Source organism: Lacrimispora sp., assembly GCF_031982545.1.
Taxonomy (GTDB): Bacteria; Bacillota; Clostridia; order Lachnospirales; family Lachnospiraceae; genus Lacrimispora.
Genome location: NZ_DALYXB010000014.1, coordinates 118,219 through 140,066, shown reverse-complemented (window position 1 = coordinate 140,066; position 21,848 = coordinate 118,219). Strand labels below are relative to the sequence as shown.

The 21,848-nt window shown below is 42.8% G+C and carries 18 protein-coding genes; 4 read left to right on the top strand and 14 right to left on the bottom strand.

All coding sequences use genetic code 11. From position 1 onward, the window contains the following. Positions 1-70 precede the first annotated feature (70 nt). From ABS301_RS21260 to ABS301_RS21245, 4 genes are all read right to left on the bottom strand, one after another. Positions 71-2,278, bottom strand: a complete 2,208-nt coding sequence (locus ABS301_RS21260) for a DNA topoisomerase III (protein ID WP_349674108.1) — start codon at positions 2,276-2,278, stop codon at positions 71-73. A gap of 49 nt (positions 2,279-2,327) precedes the next feature. Next, complete coding sequence (locus ABS301_RS21255; protein ID WP_349674107.1) at positions 2,328-3,287, bottom strand: M14 family metallopeptidase; 960 nt, start codon at positions 3,285-3,287, stop codon at positions 2,328-2,330. An 18-nt stretch (positions 3,288-3,305) separates the two neighbouring features. Continuing rightward, complete coding sequence (locus ABS301_RS21250) at positions 3,306-3,512, bottom strand: hypothetical protein (RefSeq protein ID WP_349674106.1); 207 nt, start codon at positions 3,510-3,512, stop codon at positions 3,306-3,308. A gap of 240 nt (positions 3,513-3,752) precedes the next feature. Beyond that, a complete protein-coding gene (locus ABS301_RS21245; RefSeq protein WP_349674105.1) occupies positions 3,753-4,553 on the bottom strand; it encodes an alpha/beta hydrolase in 801 nt (266 codons plus the stop codon). A gap of 268 nt (positions 4,554-4,821) precedes the next feature. On the opposite strand from ABS301_RS21245, the gene ABS301_RS21240 reads away from it, so the two are divergent. Next, positions 4,822-7,323 carry a glycoside hydrolase family 31 protein gene (locus ABS301_RS21240; protein WP_349674104.1) on the top strand — a complete coding sequence of 834 codons (2,502 nt, stop codon included), beginning with the start codon at positions 4,822-4,824 and terminating at the stop codon, positions 7,321-7,323. A 146-nt stretch (positions 7,324-7,469) separates the two neighbouring features. On the opposite strand, the gene gltS is transcribed toward ABS301_RS21240, so the two are convergent. Next, positions 7,470-8,651, bottom strand: a complete 1,182-nt coding sequence (gene gltS / locus ABS301_RS21235) for a sodium/glutamate symporter (RefSeq protein WP_349674103.1) — start codon at positions 8,649-8,651, stop codon at positions 7,470-7,472. 13 nt (positions 8,652-8,664) lie between these two features. Beyond that, positions 8,665-9,354: an RraA family protein gene (locus tag ABS301_RS21230; RefSeq protein ID WP_349674102.1), complete on the bottom strand. Its 690-nt coding sequence runs from the start codon at positions 9,352-9,354 to the stop codon at positions 8,665-8,667. A gap of 137 nt (positions 9,355-9,491) precedes the next feature. On the opposite strand from ABS301_RS21230, the gene ABS301_RS21225 reads away from it, so the two are divergent. Next, on the top strand, positions 9,492-10,403 hold the full coding sequence (locus ABS301_RS21225) for a LysR family transcriptional regulator (protein ID WP_349674101.1): 912 nt from the start codon (positions 9,492-9,494) through the stop codon (positions 10,401-10,403). Positions 10,404-10,498: 95 nt separating this feature from the next. Here ABS301_RS21225 and ABS301_RS21220 read toward each other — a convergent pair whose 3' ends face one another. From ABS301_RS21220 to ABS301_RS21210, 3 genes are read right to left on the bottom strand one after another with little or no spacing between them, the layout of a single operon-like run. Beyond that, positions 10,499-11,398, bottom strand: a complete 900-nt coding sequence (locus ABS301_RS21220; protein ID WP_349674100.1) for a LysR family transcriptional regulator — start codon at positions 11,396-11,398, stop codon at positions 10,499-10,501. A 56-nt stretch (positions 11,399-11,454) separates the two neighbouring features. Beyond that, positions 11,455-12,720 carry an aminotransferase class V-fold PLP-dependent enzyme gene (locus ABS301_RS21215; RefSeq protein ID WP_349674099.1) on the bottom strand — a complete coding sequence of 422 codons (1,266 nt, stop codon included), beginning with the start codon at positions 12,718-12,720 and terminating at the stop codon, positions 11,455-11,457. 2 nt (positions 12,721-12,722) lie between these two features. Continuing rightward, the gene (locus ABS301_RS21210) at positions 12,723-14,063 is read right to left on the bottom strand and encodes an APC family permease (RefSeq protein ID WP_349674098.1); all 1,341 of its coding nucleotides are present in this window, start codon (positions 14,061-14,063) and stop codon (positions 12,723-12,725) included. 445 nt (positions 14,064-14,508) lie between these two features. Between ABS301_RS21210 and ABS301_RS21205 the strand changes: the two genes are divergently transcribed. Continuing rightward, the gene (locus ABS301_RS21205) at positions 14,509-15,351 is read left to right on the top strand and encodes a helix-turn-helix domain-containing protein (RefSeq protein ID WP_349674097.1); all 843 of its coding nucleotides are present in this window, start codon (positions 14,509-14,511) and stop codon (positions 15,349-15,351) included. Here the strand turns inward: ABS301_RS21205 and ABS301_RS21200 are convergent. Both ABS301_RS21200 and ABS301_RS21195 read right to left on the bottom strand, forming a co-directional pair. Further along, on the bottom strand, positions 15,348-16,343 hold the full coding sequence (locus ABS301_RS21200) for an alpha/beta hydrolase (protein WP_349674096.1): 996 nt from the start codon (positions 16,341-16,343) through the stop codon (positions 15,348-15,350). The two genes, ABS301_RS21205 and ABS301_RS21200, sit on opposite strands and share 4 nt — an antisense overlap. A 13-nt stretch (positions 16,344-16,356) precedes the next feature. After that, entirely contained in the window at positions 16,357-17,745 is a 1,389-nt protein-coding gene (locus ABS301_RS21195) for an MATE family efflux transporter (RefSeq protein ID WP_349674124.1), read from the bottom strand. Positions 17,746-17,936: 191 nt separating this feature from the next. Between ABS301_RS21195 and ABS301_RS21190 the strand changes: the two genes are divergently transcribed. Continuing rightward, positions 17,937-18,083 (top strand): LDCC motif putative metal-binding protein, encoded by a 147-nt coding sequence (locus ABS301_RS21190; protein ID WP_349674095.1) that lies wholly within the window; start codon positions 17,937-17,939, stop codon positions 18,081-18,083. Between the two features lie 60 nt (positions 18,084-18,143). Here the strand turns inward: ABS301_RS21190 and ABS301_RS21185 are convergent, their stop codons facing one another. From ABS301_RS21185 to ABS301_RS21175, 3 genes are read right to left on the bottom strand one after another with little or no spacing between them, the layout of a single operon-like run. Then, the gene (locus tag ABS301_RS21185; RefSeq protein WP_349674094.1) at positions 18,144-19,160 is read right to left on the bottom strand and encodes an ABC transporter permease subunit; all 1,017 of its coding nucleotides are present in this window, start codon (positions 19,158-19,160) and stop codon (positions 18,144-18,146) included. Then, complete coding sequence (locus ABS301_RS21180) at positions 19,161-20,216, bottom strand: ABC transporter permease (protein ID WP_349674093.1); 1,056 nt, start codon at positions 20,214-20,216, stop codon at positions 19,161-19,163. After that, positions 20,209-21,729, bottom strand: coding sequence for a sugar ABC transporter ATP-binding protein (locus tag ABS301_RS21175; protein ID WP_349674092.1), 1,521 nt, complete (start codon positions 21,727-21,729; stop codon positions 20,209-20,211). Before ABS301_RS21175 ends, ABS301_RS21180 begins: the two co-directional genes overlap by 8 nt. Between the last annotated feature and the right edge of the window lie 119 nt (positions 21,730-21,848).

Here is a 21,848-nt window from a genome sequence, read left to right as displayed (position 1 = left end):
ATCGAAAACTTTGCATAATTAGAAATACCGGAAAGAAATTAAAGTTTCCTTCCGGTATCCAGGTACACTGTCAGTCTTTTTCTCCTCCTAAATTCAGCTTTGCAAACGCATCCGCAAAAGGAGAATTGATCGGCTCAGCGGCCTCATTCTTCTGCTTATTTATATATTTTGCCACATCTTTCTTGGAGACGCCGGCCCCTTCTTTCGTCCGGCGTTCTTTAAAGGCAGTCAGCTTTTCTTTGTAACCGCATCTGCAGACAAAGATCTGTCCGTCTCCTTTTCCTTTCAGTTCCAGCTTTTTATGGCAGACCGGGCATCTGGCATTGCTGGTTCTTGAAACCACTTCCCGGTGTCCGCATTCCCGGTCCTGACAGACTAGCATCTCACTGTTTTTTCCTTTGACAGAAAGCATCCGCTTTCCGCAAACGGGACATTTGGTATTGGTCAGATTATCATGACGGAAATTTCCTTCTCCGGTTTTGATCATCTGAATTAATTCTTCTGAGTACAGTCTGATGTCCTTCATAAAAGAACCTCGCTTCAGTTTTCCAGCTGCGATAGAAGACAGTTTCATCTCCCAGTCAGCAGTCAGCTCCGGCTTTTTTAAATCCTCCGGTACCAGAGTCAGAAGCTGCTTTGCCTTTGATGTCAGGTAAATGTCTTTTCCTTTTTTCTCAAGAAGAAAGCTGGAAAAAAGTTTTTCTATAATATCTGCTCTGGTTGCCACAGTTCCCAGACCTCCGGTTTCTCCCAGGGTTTTTGCCATATTCCGGTCCTTTGTCTCCAGATAGGAGACAGGATTTTCCATGGCTGAGAGGAGAGTAGCCTCATTAAATGGAGCCGGCGGCTTTGTCTTTCCTTCCGTCAGTAACAGCGTAAAGCCTTTTACCGGATCGCCCTTTCTCACAGAAGGAAGATTCTGTTCTTTTACTTCCACTTCTTCATCCTCGTCTTCGTCCGGGGATTCATAGACTTCCTTCCAGCCGGGTGCTTTTACCGTTTTTCCTCTTGCAACCAGGTTTTCTCCCCCTATCAGCACCTCAAGCTCGGTCTGTTCATATTCAAACGGGGGATACAAAACCGCCAGAAATCTTCTGACTACCAGGTCATAGACCCGCCTCTCATCAATGGTCATATGATCCAGCTGGACAAACTGTTCGGTGGGAATGATGGCATGATGATCGGATACTTTTTTATCATCTACAAAATAGGGCTTTGCTTCTATCTTCACATTGTGCAGTTTCCCTGCAAGCTTTCTGTAAGGCCCCACACCGCAGGCTTCCAGCCTTTCTTTGATCGAGGGGACAATATCAGAGCTTAAATACCGGGAATCTGTTCTCGGGTAAGTCAGCACTTTATGATTCTCGTACAGCCTCTGCATAATATTGAGGGTTTCTTTTGCTGAATAATTAAACTTCCGGTTTGCCTCTCTTTGAAGCTCTGTCAAATCATACAACTGGGGGGCAAAACTTTTTTTCGGAGTGCTTTTTACCTCGGTAATGATCCCGTCTTTTCCGTTATCCATCTGCTTAAGCAGTCCTTCTAAGCGATCCCGGTCAAAAGAACGGTAATTTTTAGACTTTTCATCCCGCCAGATAAATGTCAACGCCGGCTGGGAAGCCTTTGCTGTGATACCATAATAGGACTTTGGCACAAAGTTTTTAATCTCTTCTTCTCTCCTTGCAATCATAGCTAAGGTAGGAGTCTGAACACGTCCGCAGCTTAGCTGGGCATTGTATTTGCAGGTCAGCGCTCTGGTCGCATTGATTCCCACCAGCCAGTCCGCTTCTGCACGGCACATGGCTGCATCGTAGAGATTATCGTATTCATGTCCGTTCTTCAGACGGGCAAAGCCTTCATTGATGGCTTTATCTGTAACAGAAGAGATCCAGAGCCGTTTTATTGGCTTTTTGTTTCCTGCTTTTTCCAGAATCAGGCGGGCTACCAGTTCCCCTTCCCGTCCCGCATCGGTTGCAATGATGATTTCTCCCACATCACTTCTGTGAATCTGCTTTTTCACCACACTGTACTGCTTTCCGGTCTGCTTGATTACCTCAAGACGGAACTGATCCGGCATCAAAGGAAGATCTTCCATCTTCCATTCCTTATATTTAGGATCGTAATCCTCCGGGTCTGCCAGAGTGACTAAATGGCCTAACCCCCAGGTGATTACATAGGCGTTCCCTTCCAGAACACCTCCCTGATTCTTTGTACAGTGAAGAACCCGGGCAATATCCCGGGCGACGGATGGTTTCTCTGCTATAATTAAAGATTTCATTTTATTCCTCCAATGGCATTTCTGTCTTTATTATAGCTCATTGGACGAATTATGACAACTGGCGGTACTCTCCATAAGCAATCAGCGAGTCTCCTTCCCTCACCCCCATGGCTGTTGTCTCATATAAAACAATCCCGTCAAAGTTAGCATGACATTGCTGGAGAGATGCCCTCCACACATCTTCCACTGTTCCCAACAATTCTCCCTTTAAAAACCGTTCACCCGGCTGTTTCGTCGGATGCCAGAAGCCATCTGCCAATGAATCCGTATAAACAGCATTTATCACTTCATTCTGAATATGATCTTTTCTCTCCATCCGGTCTTTGCTTATAACACCAAGAACCGAAAGAACATTTCGTACATCCTGTTTATAGGAAATTAGCTGTTCATTTGTAAAACTTCCTCCCCCTCCCCGTTCCATCAGGATCGAGGGGACTCCCTGGATTGCCGCATAATTGTAGGAACCAGTGGTTGCGGAGGATTTTACACGAATTTCCATTCCTGTTGCCTCGGCCATTATTCTGGATTTTTCAGTAACCTCTTCTCTGGCAATTCCAGGATAATACACAAAAGGCATTACCTGTTCATGAATATCTCCAGCATGAAGATCTATATAATAGTCTGCCTTATTATGAAGCTCATGCTCTATGGTGTAAGCAATTTTTTCGGATAGACTTCCATCTTTTTTTCCTGGAAATACCCGATTTAGATTCTTCCCATCTTCCGGCACAAAAAGTCGGGTATAGGAAAATGCTGCCTGGGGATTTGCAGCAAGGAGAAATACAATGGTTCCGTTTATCTTTTCCGGATCAAACTCCGTTGACAATTCTCTGGCCGTTTGTATTCCAATGTATTCTGCACCATGTATTCCGGCTGTAATAAGAACTACCGGTCCTTCTTTGCTGCCGCACACAGCGCAGAATGGCAGTTCTAAATCATGATTTTCCACCTGCAGCATTCCTTGAATCCGCTTGCCTGATTGAAGTTTTATGGTTTTTGTCTGAAGCATGTTCTTTCTCCTCTCTTATTATGAAACAGCCTGATCGGGCGCCTTTGTTTCATTGCCCTCACCTACATGGAGTATTGCACCCAGAAGCTTTTTAGCATAAGTGTGACTCACTTCACGAATGGTATCTGTTTTTCTCACTTCCACTGCTTTTCCTTTATAAAGAAATAATACATGACTGCACAAATAAGTAATTGCCACAAAGTATTCCAGTTGTTTTATCTCCATTTATTCCTCCGTTAACCGAATTTTCCGCCTGTTTCTTAACCAAAAAAGCCGTACTGTCATGCGGTAACAGGTACGGCTTTTTCGTAGGAGTCATGATCCCTCACGGGTCAAATGAAGGATGCAATCAGAGGGTTAGTCTGATGTTAGAATATTCACACGCAGTTAGGATTAACTAACTGTCATAATAATATCACAAGATTTTTGAAAAAACAAGCCCTCTTTTTAGGAAAGAATTCTCAATTAAACCGGTAACATCCATTGCAGGACATTCTTGATGTACTGATCCCAGAAATCCCAGTTATGATTGCCCGATCCTTCCTCATAAATAACATGGGCACCCTTTTCTTCCATAATTTTCTTTACTTCTTTATTCATTTCATAAAGGAAATCTTCCGTTCCACAGGCCTGATAAAGCTCCGGTACGATTCCGTCATTTACGCAGCGGTCATACAGAACCATCAGATCTGCACTGCTTCCAGCAATCTCATCCGGATTTTCAAAAATATTTTTCCAGGGGAACGGACCATCAATGGATCCATTTTTGATTTCCTCAAAGGTTTTTACAATATTAAGCGCACCAGACATACTGGCAGCCTTGGCATACTGCTCCGGTTTTGACAATCCCAAAAACCATGCTCCATAGCCTCCCATGGACAGTCCTGCTACAAAGGTATCCTCCCGTCTTTTGGAAACCGGAAAAATACTTTTAATAAATCCGGGAAGTTCTTCTGAAAAGAAGGTAAAGTAGCGGTTTCCACGGTACATATCCTGATAGAAGCTGTTTTCCGCTGATGCCATAACTACTACGCAGCAATGCTTTTGAGCATAACGCTCGATGTTGGAAAAACGCATCCAGGAGCTGTAATCTCCAAACGCTCCATGAAGCAGATACAGGACTGGCAGACCTTTTTCATAAGGAAATGCTTTCTTTGCTGATTCACTGGTGATCTGCTCATTTCCCTCTGGTGTTGGTACAAAAACGTTGATGTCCACTGTATGTCCCAAAGAATAACTATAATAATGACAATTCATACTGGCCATGGTTGAATCCTCCTTTTTTCCTTCATTATATTCGTATTCGTCATTCAGTGCTAGACAAAAATTACACTTTTTTAGTATATCCTATACCTATTTTGCTCTTTTATCCCCAGGTTTACGTCTGTATCCGGCATATTTCCCTCTGAAAGAGTGCAAGATATGTATAGTTTTGACTGACAGTCTGCAATTTTAGTCTAGTATTTGATTGCCGTTTTCTTTATGATAATATCACAAACCTGTTTTAGAATTACAGTAAAGGAGTATATGCCTTATGAAGTTATGTACAAACGTGAATGAAGTAAAGGAGATGGATGGTTATTTTAAAATCATTACCAATTCCATCGAGATCCGGGTACACTTTTTAACAGAAACCATTTTAAGAATCCGAGCCGGATTTGACGGTGATTTTGCGGAAGAATCCTACAGTCTGGTTATGACCGCATGGGAGGATCGCATAGACGGGCTTTTAAAAGGGCAGAGAAAACGGGTTGTTCCAGCCACCGCAAGTCTCAGCCAGACCGGAGAACAGGCCATTCTGACCGGGACCCAGTTGAAGGTTGTGATTGAAAAAGATCCATTCCGTATCTGCGTTTATGATAAAGAAGGTACTTGCCTTCATTCTGATATTGTAGACCTTGGATATTTAGAGGACAGCAATCATCGCCGGATTCACACCAGCGAGATTTCACCCCAGGACTGCTTCTACGGATTTGGTGAAAAGAGCGGGCAGTGGAATAAAGCGCAGAAATTCCTATCCATGAGCCCCAAGGATGCCATGGGTTATAACCCAAAGGAAACCGATTCCCTGTATAAGCACATTCCGTTTTACATTAAATTAAACCGCAGTTCCAAAAAAGCAGTGGGATATTTCTATCATAATACTTATGAATGCGATTTTGATATGGGTAGAGAAAAGAGCAATTACTGGAAACCTCACAGCCGTTATCGTACCGACGGCGGTGATATCGATTTATTCCTGATTGCCGGTCCTTCTATCCGTGAAGTTGTTTCCCGGTATACTGATCTTACAGGTAAATCCGCCATGCTTCCCCGGTATGCACTTGGATATCTTGGCTCGTCCATGTATTATCCTGAACTGGAGGCTGACTGTGATGACGCAATCGCAGAGTTTATTGACACAACCAAAGAAGAGGATATCCCGGTGGATGGTTTCCAGCTTTCCTCCGGTTACACCTCTCAGGACACCGAACAGGGTGTAAAACGCTGTGTATTTACCTGGAATGAAAAACGTTTTAAAAATCCAAGAGACTTCTTTGCACAGATGAAAAAAAGAGGAATTACTGTATCTCCAAACGTAAAACCTGGAATTCTTCTTTCCCATCCCAATCTGGAACAGATGAAAGCAAAAGATATCTTTGTAAAAGACAGCCAGAGCGACGAGCCCGGTATTGGTACCTGGTGGGGCGGCAAGGGAGTTTTCGCTGATTTTACCAAACCCATAACCCGCAGTGTATGGAAAGAACTGTTAAAGGAAAATGTTCTGGAAATGGGAACCTGCTCGGTATGGAACGATAACTGTGAATATGACAGCATGGTGGACAAAGACTGCCGCTGTGATTTTGAAGGCAAAGGCGGTACCATCGGTCAGTTAAAATCCGTAATGTCCAACATCATGTGCCAGATCACCGATGAGGCCATTCATGAAACCTTTGAAAACACCAGACCCTTTATTGTATGCCGGTCCGGACACAGCGGAATTCAGCGCTACGCTCAGACCTGGGCTGGTGATAACTTAACCTGCTGGGATTCACTAAAATATAACATTGCAACCATACTGGGCATGAGTTTAAGCGGCGTGGCAAACCAGGGCTGTGACATCGGCGGATTTTACGGTACATCTCCGGAAGCAGAGCTGATGGTCCGCTGGATTCAAAACGGTATTTTCCAGCCGAGATTTTCCGTACACTCCGTAAATACAGATAATACGGTGACAGAACCCTGGATGTACGGAAATCACACCGGATATATCCGGGATGCAATCAAGTTCCGCTACAGACTGATCCCTTACCTGTACTCTCTTATGGAACGTGCCCACGAAACCGGGTTACCTATTATGGAACCCATGTGCAGCGCATTCCAGAATGACCCTGCCAGTTATGAAGAGGGCATAGATTTTATGATTGGAGATTCTCTGCTGGTAGCTAATATTGTGGAAAAAGGTGCTCTTACAAGAAGCGTCTACCTGCCCCAGGGGGAGACGTTCTATGATTTCTATACCAGAGAAAAATTCGAGGGAGGACAAACCCTTGAGTTCCCGGTAACAATGGCAAGTATTCCGCTCTTTGTACGGGAAGGTGCAATCATTCCTATGGCAGCCAACCAGATGAATAACTTAACCACCGAGACTGTTACGGGAATCCACCTGCTGCTTGCTGCTGGTAAAGACAATTCATTTACACTCTACGAGGATGATGGCACTACATTAAATTATCATAACGGAGATTATTTAAAGACTGGAATCACAATGACTTCTGGTGAACAGACCGTGGTGGAATTCAAGCAGGAAGGCAGCTATCAGACCACGGTTGAGAATATTTATTTAGATGTAATCCGCAGAGACAAGGCACCGTTCTGGATTACATTAGACGGCGAAGAACTGCCTCATTTCCTGTATGGTAAAAAATTCGAAGCCGCAGACTGCGGCTGGTACTACAGCCAGACATTAAAATCCGTTCAGATTAAATATCCGAATCCTAAAAAAGACTGCAGACTTGTGATTTCATTCCAGCAGTTTGATATGATTGGTATGTAATTTTACAAAAGTGTCAAGTTATCCTCTCCCTCTTTTGTAAATAGCTTTATTACACAAAAAACATCCTGATAGTTAAGCACAGTCTCTTTTTCTGTGTTTGACTATCAGGATTCAGTCTATCATGATACAAGGATAATCAATATAATTTATTTTACCAAATTGATAAAAGCAGTTATGACTATCGGGTTGAAAATATTTATAAATACTACTGTGATAACCGGCAATACGAACCATGCATTGGGTGCCGGACCATTTTCCTCTATAATAGAAGACATATTGGCAATCGCGTTAGGAGTCTGTCCCAATCCTACTCCACAATGACCGGCTGCCATAACTGCAGCGTCGTAGTTTCCTCCCATTGTTCTGAATGTTACTGTTGCAGCATAGATCGCCATAACAAAGGTCTGGACCAGGAGTATTACCAGCATAGGGGCTGCAAGTCCTACCAGCTTAGCTATATTAAGGGACATTAATGCCATGGAAAGGAACAGGTTAAGTGAAATATTCCCAATAATATCGATCTCTTCCATTCGGAATTCGGTATGACATGCCTCCGCAATGTTACGGAAAATTGCACCAGCAAATAAACAGCCTACATAATAAGGAAATGTCAGCCCAGTCAAGTTAAGCCCCCAGGAAATAACAGATCCCACACCCGCTGCCAATAGAACGGACAATACAGAATTCAAAAAGTTCTTTTCAATAAGTGATACATGACTCTTTTCCTCAACTTCCATCTGTAAACCGGCATCCGCCTTCAGATGATACTTATCAATCAGACGCTTTGCAACCGGGCCTCCAACCAGACTTCCTGCCAACAAACCAAATGTCGCTGCCGCAACCCCTACTGTAGTTCCGCCTTCTGCGCCCAGCTTTTCCAGTGTCGGTCCAAAGGCTGCTCCTGATCCGACTCCACCTGACATGGATATAGAGCCCATAGCAATTCCCAGAAGTTTATTTAATCCCAGCATTTGTGCCAGACCAATCCCTACCACATTCTGTATTGCCAGAAAAAATACAGCTACCACTGCCAGTATTGCTCCCTGTTTCCCACTCTTTTTGATAATAGGTATGCTAACGGTAAAACCCGTGCATGTGAAAAAGAGGTTCATAAAAAAATCCTGCAGTGTATTAGTCAGCTTTACCTCAATAAGATTTGATTTAGATAAACCAAAAATCAAAAAGCTACACAGTAAACCTCCTACAACAGGTGCAGGTATAAAATATTTTTGAAATAGTGGAATACGATTTTTAATACTTCTCCCTATTATATATACAATTGCTCCTAAAGCAACCGTTTGTATTACATCAAGTGTTACTGTAAACATAGAAACCCTCCCCTTATTCTTGAGCAAGTATTATCTGACAGTTATCCTTTTCCAGTTTCCGATACAACCAGCTTAGATCCAGCGTACCCTTCTCCTCTATGGATTTCATCATATCCGCTTCTTTTTCTATTACTTTTAATGCTTTTTCATATAATATTTCTGCATCTTCCGGTCTTATGGCTATAATTCCGGTATCATCACCCACAATAATATCACCTGGATAAATAACCTGATTTCCAATGCTGACAGGAATATTAACGCAGCCTGGTCCATTTTTATATGGTCCGTTGCAAGTGGAACTGACTGCATATACCGGAAAATCCATTTCTGAGAGCTGTTTTTTATCCCGGATCGCACCATCTACCACGAAGCCGGCTATACCTCTTTTTTTTGCATAGGAAGCCATGATTTCCCCGCAAAGCGCCCGTTCTGTATATCCTCCTCCAGCAACAATAATCACATCTCCTGGTTTTGCATTATCAATGGCATAGTAAAATAAAAGGTTATCTCCCCCTACAGCGGTTAAGGTATATGCCGTTCCAAGAAGAGTGCTGTCATTTAATGGCTCCAATGAAGACGCAAGCGAAGATGTCCGATTCATACAATCCCCGATATTGGCAACTGGGATACTACGGAATTTTTCTACTAACTCTTTCGATGGTCTTTTAAAATCCTGATAAATTTTATAACCTACATTATCCATATCATAATACCTCCAATTACTGACTGGTCATGCGCATGTACCAAATCTCTGATTTATCATAGCAAGTATTATATTTGTTGTAAAACGAATAATTATTATATATAATATTAATAATTATAATGTTTCAGGAGGGGAATATGACAATAGAAGAAATTGAAGCTTTTATGTCAGTTGTAGAATACAAAACCTTATCTCTGGCTGCAGAAAAGCTATTTATAAGCCAAAGTACTATAAGCCAGCGTATCAAACGCCTGGAAAATGAGCTTGGAGTAAAGCTATTCATGAGACAACGCGGACAGCGTACTGCAGAACTCACCTCCCACGGAACGGATCTGGTACCAATTGCGCAGCAATGGGCAAGCCTTTGGAGAGACATGTATTCTCTTCATACATCGTCTGTCAAAACTCTGCTTTCCATTGGAAGTGTAGATTTGATAAATAACTTTACATTTGTGCCCTTATACAAAAAAATTCTTAATCTCTACCCTGATATTGAGCTGGCAGTTCAGACATTCCACTCTGCTGAAATACACAGCCTGTTAGAAAACCGTATTATCGATATCGGTTTCGTTTTCAGTCAAATCAAATATCCTGATATTATATCCAGGCCTGTATACCGTGAAAAAATGTATCTGATTACTCATGAGGGAAGTAACTACTATAGCGGAATCAGCACTTCACAGTTAGATCCCCGCAAGGAGGCATATCTGCGCTGGGGAGCAGACTATGAATTGTGGCATGGCAGTAACTGGAATAATTCACAGCATATGATTACCGTCAATACCGGCTCCACCCTGATTCACTATCTTGATAAGCCAGGGAACTGGGCTATCGGCCCCATCTCGTTAATACGTTCCATGCAGAAAACAGAGAAAATCGCCTTTTATGAGTTAAAAGAATCTCCGCCGCCAAGAATCTGCTACCAGCTGACACACCGGTACCCCAAACCCAGTAAGCTGAATGCCCTGAATATGATTGAGCGGGAAGTTGAAGTCTTTGCATCATCCAATGAAAATATCTGCAGATTTGAGCCCTGGATGCTGGAATAAAAGAAGGTTATACAAGAAGACATTCCCCACAGTACGGGGTTGTCCGCTCATATAACCTTTTATTTTCGTGTAGTATGTCTATGTTGTTAATCCCATCATATATTATCCATGAACAGATCCGTATCAGATAAAAATAGATCAAAGATCTGGTTAAAAGAACGTATACTGGCGGCATTTTTACTGTCTGGGTATTTATGCATGATTTTATAACATACCCATTCAGGAGGCGGCTCTGCAATGTCGTATACCTGTACACTGAGATTTTTAAGTATGGTTTTTAAACTGCTTAGCTGTACAATGGCCCAGTACTGCTCATCATCAAGGAAATTACATAATGCCGTTACGGAATCTATCTTGATATGAGGAGATACCGTTGACGGCCACCAGTAATCGTGCCATTTAAGATAATCATACCCCCAGCTCTGAAAAAGTTCCATGGATGGATCAAGCTCAGAGGGATGAACTTTTTTTCTCCCCTGGGGTCTGGCACAGGGTCTGATTAATACATATTTCTGCTTAAAAACCGGTTGGGTAATAATCTCTTCGTAGTAGGAATCCGAAGAGACAAAACCGATATCCGCTTCTCTGCGTTTTACCAGATCGTATATTTCAGGTGTATGGCCGGTCTGAATTTTAACATTCACCCCATGCTCTTTTTTTGATATTTCTTTTAAGACTGTGGGCAGCATCATGACATTCACACTGTCTATTGATGCTACTGACAAGGTCTTGGAATAGCTGTGCTTTAGCAGCTCAATCTCACGATGCAGGGCGATCCATCTTTGGGCAAGCGACATGAATTCCTCTCCCCGGACAGTGAGTTCCACCGTACGCTTTCCCTTTTTTCTTGTAAAAAGCTTATACTGAAGCTCATCCTCCAGTCTGTTCAGCCTGTGAGTAACCGTTGACTGAGAGATAAACAGGTGGTCTGCTGCTTTTGTTAAATTCAGAGAATCAGCGACAGCCAGATAGGTTTCTAATTCTGTAAAATCCATATTCCCTCCCCCATTTCTATTCTAATTATATAGGCAGGAGGGAATATCTGTCAACGTTACAGCTTTGATATTTCTTCCGTAACTTCTAAAAATTGATCCAGCTCATCTATGCTGTTGCAGTGAAGAGGGGACACCCTGATTGCTCCTTTTAAATTAAACGATTCCAGCATTCTTCTGGAGTATAAACTTGACGCAACTCTTTCATAAACAATTACGCCCCGTTTTTCATATTCCTTTACTGCATCAGCATAATCAATGTTATCAAAGCCGATACCTATAATTAAATCGCGGGTTGTTAAAGATCCATGATCCATGAATACGTTAATTCCCTTCCTGCCTCGAAGTCCCCTGTTTTTTTCTGTTCCTTCCAAAAGATGATACAGCAAGGCTCTTTCGTGAAGAGCAATCTGCTCCATTCCATTTGCGAATGCCTCTCTTCTGGAGGTTTCTGCTTTATCCTCTGACAGACTGCAGACATAATTAATAATCTCCGTAATCATGGCATACTGGGCCGGTGCGGGACTTCCTAATTCCCATTCCCCCTCTTTTTTTCCGGCCAGTTTATGATGAGGAAGTTTTGCCATACGCTCAGATATGTATGCCACGCCGATTCCTCTTACGCCAAAGAACTTATAAGGTGCAAATGTAACGGCATCTACGTCAAGTCCGAAAAAATCCATGGCGCCATGGGGAGTATGCTGTACCGCGTCTACAATGATATAAAGATCCGGTTTGATTTTACGTGCAGTCTTAATAATTTCAGGAATATTAAAAATGGCGCCGGAAATATTGGAAGCATACATCACATTTAATAAAACAGTATCCTGATCAATAAGACCTGCGATTTCCTCTGCGTCCACACCGCCGGTAAGGGGGTTACTCTTTGCAACACGTACTTCTTTTCCTGTTTTCTCTGCATAATACCCCACAGCATCAAAAGCTGACGGATGCTCCAGAACGGAAGTCACAATATTGGTACCCGGAATGTTTTCTGCTACTGATCCAGTCAGCTGGAATATTGCCTGAGATGCCGTCAGTGCTGTGACAATGGATCCGCCTTTTATATTGAAAATTGTTCTTACATCATCTTTTCCCTGCTCTTCAATCTCCTGAAGATATTTTGCCATTTTATGATTTCTCTCCGAACAGTCAGGAATCATATCAATTTCCCGGAAACGCTCTTCTGCTTTTTTTAAACGGAATGAACCTCCTGCATTATCAAAGAACAATCTGCTGCAGCCGTTTGCATCTTTATCCACATAATAAAACTGCTCTCTGATTTCTTTTAATTTATCCTGACTAAATAATTTACCTTGTTCCATTCTTATTTTTCTCCTTTATCACTATGATATTTTTTAACCAAATATAAATAAATCGGAATACCGGATATCATAAAAACAATTGAAATAACGGCTATCTTAGGCTGATAAACAATCGTTGAAATTAAAACAAAGAAGCCACCTATGATGCCGAATACTGGTACAATGGGATAGAGAGGAACCTTATATGGTCTTTCTCTGTCAGGCCATTTCTTCCTTAATACAAAAATCCCCACAAACGTAAGAATATAGAAGGTCCAGATGACGAAGGAACCAATATCTGTCAGGATATTGAAATCACCAATGCATATCATCATGATAATTGTAATCATCATCATAAAGAAACCGCCGTTTACCGGCATCTGTGATCTTTTACTCAAGCTACCGAAAAAGGTGCTGAAAGGAAGAAGGTTTCTGATTCCAAGAGCATATGGAATTCTCCATCCGGCTCTTACGAAACCGGTAAGCGAACCGAAAACAGAAATCATAATTCCTATGGTGATCAGCTTGCCTCCAAAGCTGGGAAACAGGATACGTGCCACATCTGCTGCCGGTGTTGCAGTTGCTGCAAGAGCGCTGGCAGGCATTACTTTTAAATACGCAACATTGATCACTAAATATACCAGCGTTACCATGCTGATTCCGCCGATAATGGCCTTAGGCAGGTTTTTACCTGGGTTTTTCATTTCTCCTGCGATATTTGTAACATTCATCCAGCCGTCAGTCGCATAAAGTGTAGCCAGCAATGCGGCTGATATTGCCTTCCAAAAGGAACGGGTTGGATCTGTAAATGGAATCAGCTGTATTTTTACAGGTTCAGGGTTTAAAAAAAGACCCGCTAAAATAATCAGTATAATAGGAATAAATTTCAAAAAAGTTGCCAGTTTCTGTAACAGATCAGTGGTTCTATTACCAAGCGCATTGATAATATTGATAAATATGATAATTGAAATAGCAATTGGGATGATCTGCTTCTGGGCAAGCGCCAGCAGGCTGACAATCTGAGTTGCACAAATAACTGCTGCTGCGGCAAAGCGGACAGGATAAAATATAATAGTTTGTGCCCAGGCGATTAAATATCCGTACAGCCTTCCATAGATTTTTTCTAAGTAAGTCATCATTCCGCCGGTCTCGGGAATGAGTGTTCCAATCTCCGCAATTGTCAGTCCGCCTGCAAGTGCAAGAAGACCGCCCAGAACCCAGGCAAGAAGTCCCAACCCCGGTGTTCCTGATGCCCCAAAAACAGCAGTGGGTTTAAAAAACACACCAGAGCCGATAATGGTTCCGATTACCATAACAAAGGCACTGAAACCTGACACTTCCTTTTTAAGCTTATCTTCTTTCATGTAATTCCTCCAATAAAATTCTAATAACTTCTTTTTCACATGTGAATTATTACCTGCTAACAACTACACTCTATCATGAATTCTGCACAACATAAAATGAATTATTTTAAGTAAAGTTATGAATATATTTCATAGCTTGTCTTTATTTTAATACATTAAACAATATTTCCGCACACCAAAAAGCCCGTCCCTGTCATGCGGTTACAGGGGCGGGTTTTTTGTAGGAGTCATGATCCCTCACGGGTCAATGAAGGATAATCTCAGAGGGTTAGTCTGATGTATAGAATATTCACATGTAGTTAGTTATTGCTAACTAAGTTCATGATATCACAGGAGCCAGGAAAAAGCAAGAACATTTACTGAGAGCATTTCTCATTAATCCTATATTGATATCCGGACATTAAAACGTTATAATGAAGCCAGTTATACCCATGGAGGTACAATCTTGATTGATACAGCAAGTTTCATTATGGCAGGAGGCCAGACGATCGCCATTGAGCGGATTCAGGGCGTGAACGATAACATGGCCAAATCCCATTATCACGAATATTTTGAATTATATTATCTGGAATACGGAAAACGATATCATATGGTGAACGATAATATTTATTCTTTAAACTCAGGGGAATTTATTATCTTTCCTCCCTACTCCATGCACCATTCCTATGGAGATAACGACGTGCCCTTTAAACGGGTTCTGGTCTATTTTTCCCCAGAAACAGTCATTGTGCCGGAAGTTCTCCACACCCTCAGCCAGTCAGCCGGAGTCTATCGGTTTGATACAAAAGCCAGCCAGTCCGTTCATCTTCTGTTAAACGATATTTTAAAAGAACAGGGCGATGGGGAAGGGTTTCATTCTGATGCCATGAAGATGCTGCTCAATCTTCTTTTAATTAAAATCGCCAGAAGAGCGGATGAAAAAGCAGCCCCGGAGAACCGGAGCCGCATTACGGAAATTCTTCACTACCTTCACAGCCATTCTTCGGAAAACATTACACTGGAGGATCTGGCCTCCCGCTTTTATTTAAGCCCTTATTACTTATGCCGGGAGTTTAAGCGCTATACCAACAGCACCATTATCCAGTACATCAATCACATTCGCATCATCCATGCTCAAAGGCTTTTTATGGAGACAAACCGGACAATCACAGATATCAGCAAAGAGGTGGGCTTTTCCAATGTAACCCATTTTAACCGTGTATTTAAGTCCATAATCGGCATGTCACCTTCTAAAAACCGCAAGCAGTATGCTGATCAGAAAAAACAGGACAATAAGAAGAGTCCTTAACGTACCTCTTCCCAGAAGCTGACGGCGTCTGCCAGCCAGCCATTAAGTTCCGTCCCGTTTCCAAGACCAAAGCTGTGTCCGCCATGCTCCATAAACCGCACTCTGCGAGGGACATTTAAGCTTTTTAGCTGTTCTTCCATTAAGTAGCTGGCTTCAATATTAACCACTGGATCATCCTTGCTGTGAATCAGATAGCAGGGAGGATAATCCTGATCCATAAGGTGTTCCACACTGTACTCTGCCAGCCCTTCTTTTGTAAAATTCTCCCCTCCGATCCGTTCTAAATACTTCACGGCTGCTGCCCGCTCAGAATCAGATGCCCGCTCCATATCCTTTAAAAACTGAACCGTCGAGATGCTGGGATAACCAAGAAACAGGGCACCCGGCTTATGAATGTCATAGGCCGCATATCCCTTCTCTTTCGTTCCCCATACAGCTGCCAGATGGCCTCCTGCGGAAAATCCCGCCACTGCATAGCCTTCCATTCTGATTTGAAACTTCTCGCGATTGGCATCAAGAAATTTAAGAGCTGCCGCAGTATCCTCCATAGGTTTGGGAAGAAGGTTCTTCTGACCTGTCCGGTAAATTAAGATAAATGCAGAATACCCCATTCGGTTTAACTGCTCGGCAATGGGATAGCCTTCAACCAGAACCCATTCCCTTGCATACCCTCCTCCCGGACACACAAGTACAAAGGGCTTATCCGGGTCTCCCGGCATATGAATCAGTTTCACCTGTTCCTTATCCGGTTCTTTTTCCCATTCCTCTTTTGGATAAACATCGTAGATCACCTGGGTGTTTGCTTCCATTACCTCATAAATCCGTTTTATCGCAGGCAGTATCCCACACCGTTCATTTCCATAATCACCAATTTTACGCTTCCATACATCCTCTGTCATATGAGTGAAAAAAAAATCAGAAAACTGGGAGAGCTCTTTTTCTGTGCAAAGCTCTTCAATCGTTGTATCAACGGAAACAGACTCAAACATCATACCCTCTCCTCTCTTATGCCTCATGGTCCAGAACGATATTCTGAATCCATACCCCTTTCTTTACCAGAACAAAACCGATGATACATTTAATAATATCTACCATCTGGCACATAAAATAAAGCGGAATAATGGGGATCTGGGTGTATCGGCTCAGCAGATACGCTGCCGGAATACTTGCCACCCACATAAACACACTGTCAAAGAAAAAGGTAACGACCGTCTTTCCTCCGGAACGCAGTGTAAAATAAGATACATTCATAAATGCATTCATCGGCATAATAAAGGCCAGAATCCGGATAAACTGAACTGCTAAGTGCTTTACCTCATCGGTTGTATTGTAAATCATCGGGAACAGAGGTGCTACAATCGCCAGGATTGTACCCATTACCGCGCAGGATGCAACGGAGAACACGATCAGCTTGGTATCTGTTTCTCTGGCTTCCTCCATCTTTCCCGCACCCAGAAGCTGGCCTACAATAATGGAAACAGACACTCCAAGAGCAAGATAAACCACATTAAACACATTGCCAATGGTGTTGGAGATATTTAATCCCGCCACAGCAGTCAGTCCCCTGACAGAGTAGCATTGCATTAACATTGCCACTCCGCTTGCCCACAAAGCTTCGTTTACAATCAAAGGCGTACCCTTCACAAAGATTTTGCCGACCAGACCCGCTGGTATATGCATGCTCTTATATGCATCCTCAATAAATGGAAAGCGTTTCTTATGCTTATGGGTCCAGACTATTACAATCATAGTCTCAATATACCTTGCCACAACAGTGGCAATTCCTGCGCCCACCACGCCAAGAACCGGTGCTCCGAATTTACCGAAGATAAGAATATAGTTAAGGACCAGATTAACCAGCACTGCAACAATTCCTGCCTTCATGGGAATTACGGTTTCCCCGCACTCACGAAGAGTACTGGTGTATGCCTGCTCAATGGCAAAGGGTAAGAGCCCAACTATCATAACAAGCATGTATTTGCGGCCATTGGTAAGAGCAATTGTAAGATCTCCGCCGCTTTCTTCTCCATGAAGGTACATGTAAATCAAGTTCTCTCCGTAAAAATAAAATATGACAGCAGCCACAGCTGCCAGGAACAGACAGCATATAAATTTAAACCGGAAGGTGTGCCTTACTCCGTCATGCTTTCCACAGCCATAAAACTGGGCTCCAAAGATACCCGCACCAGAGACGATGCCGAACACACTGACATTAAAAACAAATATCAGCTGGTTTACAATGGCAACTCCGGACATCTCCCCGGTACCCACCATTCCCACCATGATGTTATCGAGAAGACTGACAAAATTAGTAATTCCGTTCTGGATCATAATAGGAATTGCAATGGCCAGTACCATTTTATAAAATGCTTTGTTTCCAATAAATTTTTTCATACTCATAACAGTAAAAGCGTACTTTTTCTGTGCTACCTCCGTTTTTTCCAAATTTCATTCCTGTACTTTTTAAAAGCAGGTTTCCTCGATTATAATAAATATAACCTGCAAAGGCAATCAAAACTTCTACATAATTTCTACAAATCAGGATATTACCATTAACTCAGAATACAATGCAGGAGGTTGTGCCAATGAAACTTGGACAGCGAATAAAAAAAGCATTTCAGAACTACCTGGCTGATTTGGCCAAAACGAACAAAGAAACCTTTGGCAATCAGACGATGGACTGCTGCAATCTTAACCGCAGACCGGAGAACCAGAAAAAAAGCGGCCAGTGATGAGAAAAAAACAGAAGCCGGGAGAAGGCATATCCCCCCGGCTTCTGTTTTTTTCATATTTTATTTCTTTTCCTTTGCCTTTGCAAATAAACTCTGAAGAATGATAAAGAATGCAAGCAGCGCTGCAATCGTAATCTTGGTCCACCAGGAAGAAAGCGTCCCCTGGAAAGTAATGAAGGTTTCAATTGTTCCCTTAATTAAAACTCCAAACAGACTGCCAAACACGTTGCCCACCCCTCCTGTAAGCAGGGTTCCCCCAATTACCGCTGAGGCGATGGCTTCCATTTCAAAGCCCTTTGCCTGTTCAACAAAACCGGCGCAGGTATTTAACGCGAACAAGAAACCGCCCAACGAACATAAGAAACCATTGATCACATAAACAAGAAGCTTGGTCCGCCTGACATTTAATCCCATCATCAGCGCTGACTGTTCGTTTCCGCCTACCGCATAAATGGTTCTTCCAAATTTGGTAAACTTTAAAAGAACAAATATACCGATTAACACAATCAGTGCAATGATCACACTGGGATAAATAAATGAATAATTCATCACACCTTTTTTGTTTACGGTACCGCCTAAAAAGGTTAAGTTAATTTTGCTCTTTGCCCATTTTAAAAATAGCTCATTTTTAATACTGATCATTTCCTGGCTGATAATGGCAGTCAGGCCCCTTGCAAAGAACATTCCGGCCAATGTAACAATAAAGGGCTGGATCTTTAAATATGCGATTAAAAATCCCTGTACCAGACCAAATACAATTCCCATAATCAGAACGATTACAAGGGCAGGAACAGCTCCCATTCCCTTAATTTCCATCATCCATGCAAGCATCATGCAGGTCAGGGCTACAATGGAACCAACCGAAATATCAATTCCACCGGTTATCATAACCATTGTCATACCCGCTGCAATTACAATCAGACCGGCGTTGGAAATAAACAGGTTTAAAAATACCTGAGGCTTTGCAAACCCTTTGCTCTTGAATATGATCAGACCGGCTGCATACATCACCAAAAAGAGAAGGATGGTGATAATCAGTAAAAATACCTTTCCATCAATTTTTTCTCTCTTCTTCATTTATGCCACCTTCTTTCCTGACTTAACGTTTATCTGCAGTTTACTCACCATACGCTTTAACTCAGTTGACTGTAACGCCACAATTACAACAACTACAATCGCTTTATATACCGGAATCTGGTCTGGAGAAACACCCATGGCATAAAGGGTGGTGCTCAGCGCCTGAATGGTGTAAGCTCCGATGACACTTCCTAACAGTGAAAATTTTCCGCCTGCAAGGCTGTTTCCTCCAAGTGCCACTGCAAGAATGGCATCTAACTCCAGATTCAGTCCAATGTTGTTGGCATCGGCAGAATAGATTCTGGAAGAGGCCACAAGTCCGGATATACCGGCGCAGAGACCGCAGAAAACATAAGAAAGAAAAATAATCATTGCAGACTTAATCCCCATCAGTTTGGAAGCCTTCGCATTAATTCCCACAGTCTGAATATAAAGTCCCAATGTCGTTTTCTTTAACAGAACATAGGTGAGCAGTACCACGATCAGAGCCACAAACACAGGAGTGGGAATGGGGATGCCAGGGATGCTGGAACCCAGCATCTTATAGGATTCCACGCGGATATAGGTAATCTGCCCTTTTGTTATGAGCTGTGCAATTCCCCGTCCGGCGGTAAATAAAATCAAAGTTGCCACCATGGGCTGAATCTTAAGCTTTGCAACAAGGAAACCATTAAAGCAGCCGCATAAAATTCCTGCAAGAATAGCAGCCAGTACCCCCAGAATATAAGGATTCACAAACTCATTTACAGACTGCTGTCCCCCTGAAAGAATGAAGCAGCACACCGCTCCCGCCACAGACATGACAGCCCCTACTGAGATATCTGTACCACCTGAAGCAGCAACTACCAATGTCATTCCAACAGCCAGAATAACCAGATCGCTTGCACGATTAATTACGTCAATAATATATCCATAGAGAACGCCGTTTTTAATCGTTACCTCAAAGAAGCCGGGAGTCTTGATCAAATTGGAAAACAGAACAAGCACCAGACAGAAGAGGGGCAGAAACAAGCGGTATCCTGTCAGTCTTTTTATAAATGCCTTTCCCTTATTCATCTGTTCCACCTCCTGCAATCGCCTTCATGATATGGTTCTGATCAAGTTCATCCTCCATAAGCTCAGAAACCTTCTCCCGGTCTCTTAAAACTGCCATCCGGCTGCAGGTACGGATCATCTCCTCAATTTCAGAGGAAATAAACATAACAGTAACACCCTCTTTTGCCAGCTGGACCACCAGTTTTTGAATCTCAGTCTTAGTACCAACATCAATTCCTCTGGTCGGTTCATCAAGAATCAGAAAATCAGGATCTGTGAGAAGCCATCTTCCCAGTATTACCTTCTGCTGGTTTCCACCGCTTAAACTTCTTACGGGAGTATCCAGGCTTGCGGTCTTAATCTGAAGCAGCTTCACATACTTGTTAGCCAGTTCCTCCTGTTCCTTGCTTCCAATTGGATGGAACATGCCTCTCTTAGCCTGAAGAGCCAGAATTAGATTCTCCCTTACCGATAAATCAGCAACAATTCCTTCCTCTTTCCGATTCTCCGGCAGATATGCCATACCAGCCATCATGGCATCAAGAGGGGTATGGAGAACTACAGTCTTTCCATTGACCTTCAGCTCCCCGCTGTCCGGTTTATCTGCCCCGTACAGACTTCTTGCAAGCTCTGAACGGCCGGAACCCAGGAGTCCGGTCAGCCCGATCACTTCTCCCTTATAAATCTGAAAATCAAATGGTTTTATGGTTCCCTGCCTGCCGATTCCTTTGGCATCAATAACTGCCTCACTGGATTTTCCGGCAGTTTTTCCATCTTTTTTAATGGCTTCCAGATCATCAAAATCCTTACCCATCATCTTGGCTACCAGCTGTACTCTGGGAAGCTTTTCTACTTCATATTCTCCTACCAGACCGCCGTTTCTAAGTACGGTTATCTTATCGCAGACTTCATAAACCTGCTCCAGAAAATGAGTAACAAAGATAATCCCCACTCCGTCTGCTTTCAGACGCTTCATCAACCGGAACAGCTTTTCTACCTCATTGTCATCTAAGGAGGAGGTAGGTTCATCAAGAATCAGAACCTTTGCTGACATATCCACAGCTCTTGCTATGGCTATCATCTGCTGCAGCGCAATGGAATAATTCTCCAGTGCCTTTGTTACGTCTATGTTCATATCCAGTTTGGAAAGAAGCTCTGCTGCTTTCCGGTTCATGGTCTTCCAGTCGATGAGACCTGCCCTCTTTGGTTCCCTTCCGATAAACAGGTTCTCAGCCACCGATAGATTGGGACAGAGATTGACTTCCTGATATACGGTACTGATCCCATGCTCCTGGGCTTCCTGGGGAGAATGGTTAATAATCGTCTGGCTTTCACCTTTAATTTTTATCTCACCTGATTCAAATTCTTCTACCCCGGTCAAAACCTTTATGAGCGTTGATTTACCTGCTCCGTTTTCTCCCATAAGAGCATGGATCTCCCCGCTTCTTAAGGTAAAATCCACATGGTCTAAGGCACGTACCCCGGGAAATGTCTTCGATATATTTTTCATGCTAAGTACTATCTCATTGGGCATAAAATCCCTCCTTTTTCTCCACTTTTCTGCTTTTCACTGCATGTCAGGAGATTAAAAAAGGTGCCTGGAGGAGGACTGACCCCGTCCTCCATTCCCTGCACCTGTTTCTCTGGCTATCA

Excerpts from the sequence above, each read along its gene's own strand:
- ABS301_RS21230 (WP_349674102.1), bottom strand. The coding sequence starts at position 9,354 with ATGGATAATGTAGGTTATAAAATTTATCAGGATTTTAAAAGACCATCG.
- ABS301_RS21225 (WP_349674101.1), top strand. The coding sequence starts at position 9,492 with ATGACAATAGAAGAAATTGAAGCTTTTATGTCAGTTGTAGAATACAAA.
- ABS301_RS21220 (WP_349674100.1), bottom strand. The coding sequence starts at position 11,398 with ATGGATTTTACAGAATTAGAAACCTATCTGGCTGTCGCTGATTCTCTG.
- ABS301_RS21240 (WP_349674104.1), top strand. The coding sequence starts at position 4,822 with ATGAAGTTATGTACAAACGTGAATGAAGTAAAGGAGATGGATGGTTAT.
- ABS301_RS21260 (WP_349674108.1), bottom strand. The coding sequence starts at position 2,278 with ATGAAATCTTTAATTATAGCAGAGAAACCATCCGTCGCCCGGGATATT.
- ABS301_RS21185 (WP_349674094.1), bottom strand. The coding sequence starts at position 19,160 with ATGAAGAAGAGAGAAAAAATTGATGGAAAGGTATTTTTACTGATTATC.
- ABS301_RS21215 (WP_349674099.1), bottom strand. The coding sequence starts at position 12,720 with ATGGAACAAGGTAAATTATTTAGTCAGGATAAATTAAAAGAAATCAGA.
- ABS301_RS21180 (WP_349674093.1), bottom strand. The coding sequence starts at position 20,216 with ATGAATAAGGGAAAGGCATTTATAAAAAGACTGACAGGATACCGCTTG.
- ABS301_RS21200 (WP_349674096.1), bottom strand. The coding sequence starts at position 16,343 with ATGATGTTTGAGTCTGTTTCCGTTGATACAACGATTGAAGAGCTTTGC.
- ABS301_RS21175 (WP_349674092.1), bottom strand. The coding sequence starts at position 21,729 with ATGCCCAATGAGATAGTACTTAGCATGAAAAATATATCGAAGACATTT.
- ABS301_RS21190 (WP_349674095.1), top strand. The coding sequence starts at position 17,937 with ATGAAACTTGGACAGCGAATAAAAAAAGCATTTCAGAACTACCTGGCT.
- ABS301_RS21245 (WP_349674105.1), bottom strand. The coding sequence starts at position 4,553 with ATGGCCAGTATGAATTGTCATTATTATAGTTATTCTTTGGGACATACA.
- ABS301_RS21195 (WP_349674124.1), bottom strand. The coding sequence starts at position 17,745 with ATGAAAAAATTTATTGGAAACAAAGCATTTTATAAAATGGTACTGGCC.
- gltS (WP_349674103.1), bottom strand. The coding sequence starts at position 8,651 with ATGTTTACAGTAACACTTGATGTAATACAAACGGTTGCTTTAGGAGCA.
- ABS301_RS21210 (WP_349674098.1), bottom strand. The coding sequence starts at position 14,063 with ATGAAAGAAGATAAGCTTAAAAAGGAAGTGTCAGGTTTCAGTGCCTTT.
- ABS301_RS21255 (WP_349674107.1), bottom strand. The coding sequence starts at position 3,287 with ATGCTTCAGACAAAAACCATAAAACTTCAATCAGGCAAGCGGATTCAA.
- ABS301_RS21250 (WP_349674106.1), bottom strand. The coding sequence starts at position 3,512 with ATGGAGATAAAACAACTGGAATACTTTGTGGCAATTACTTATTTGTGC.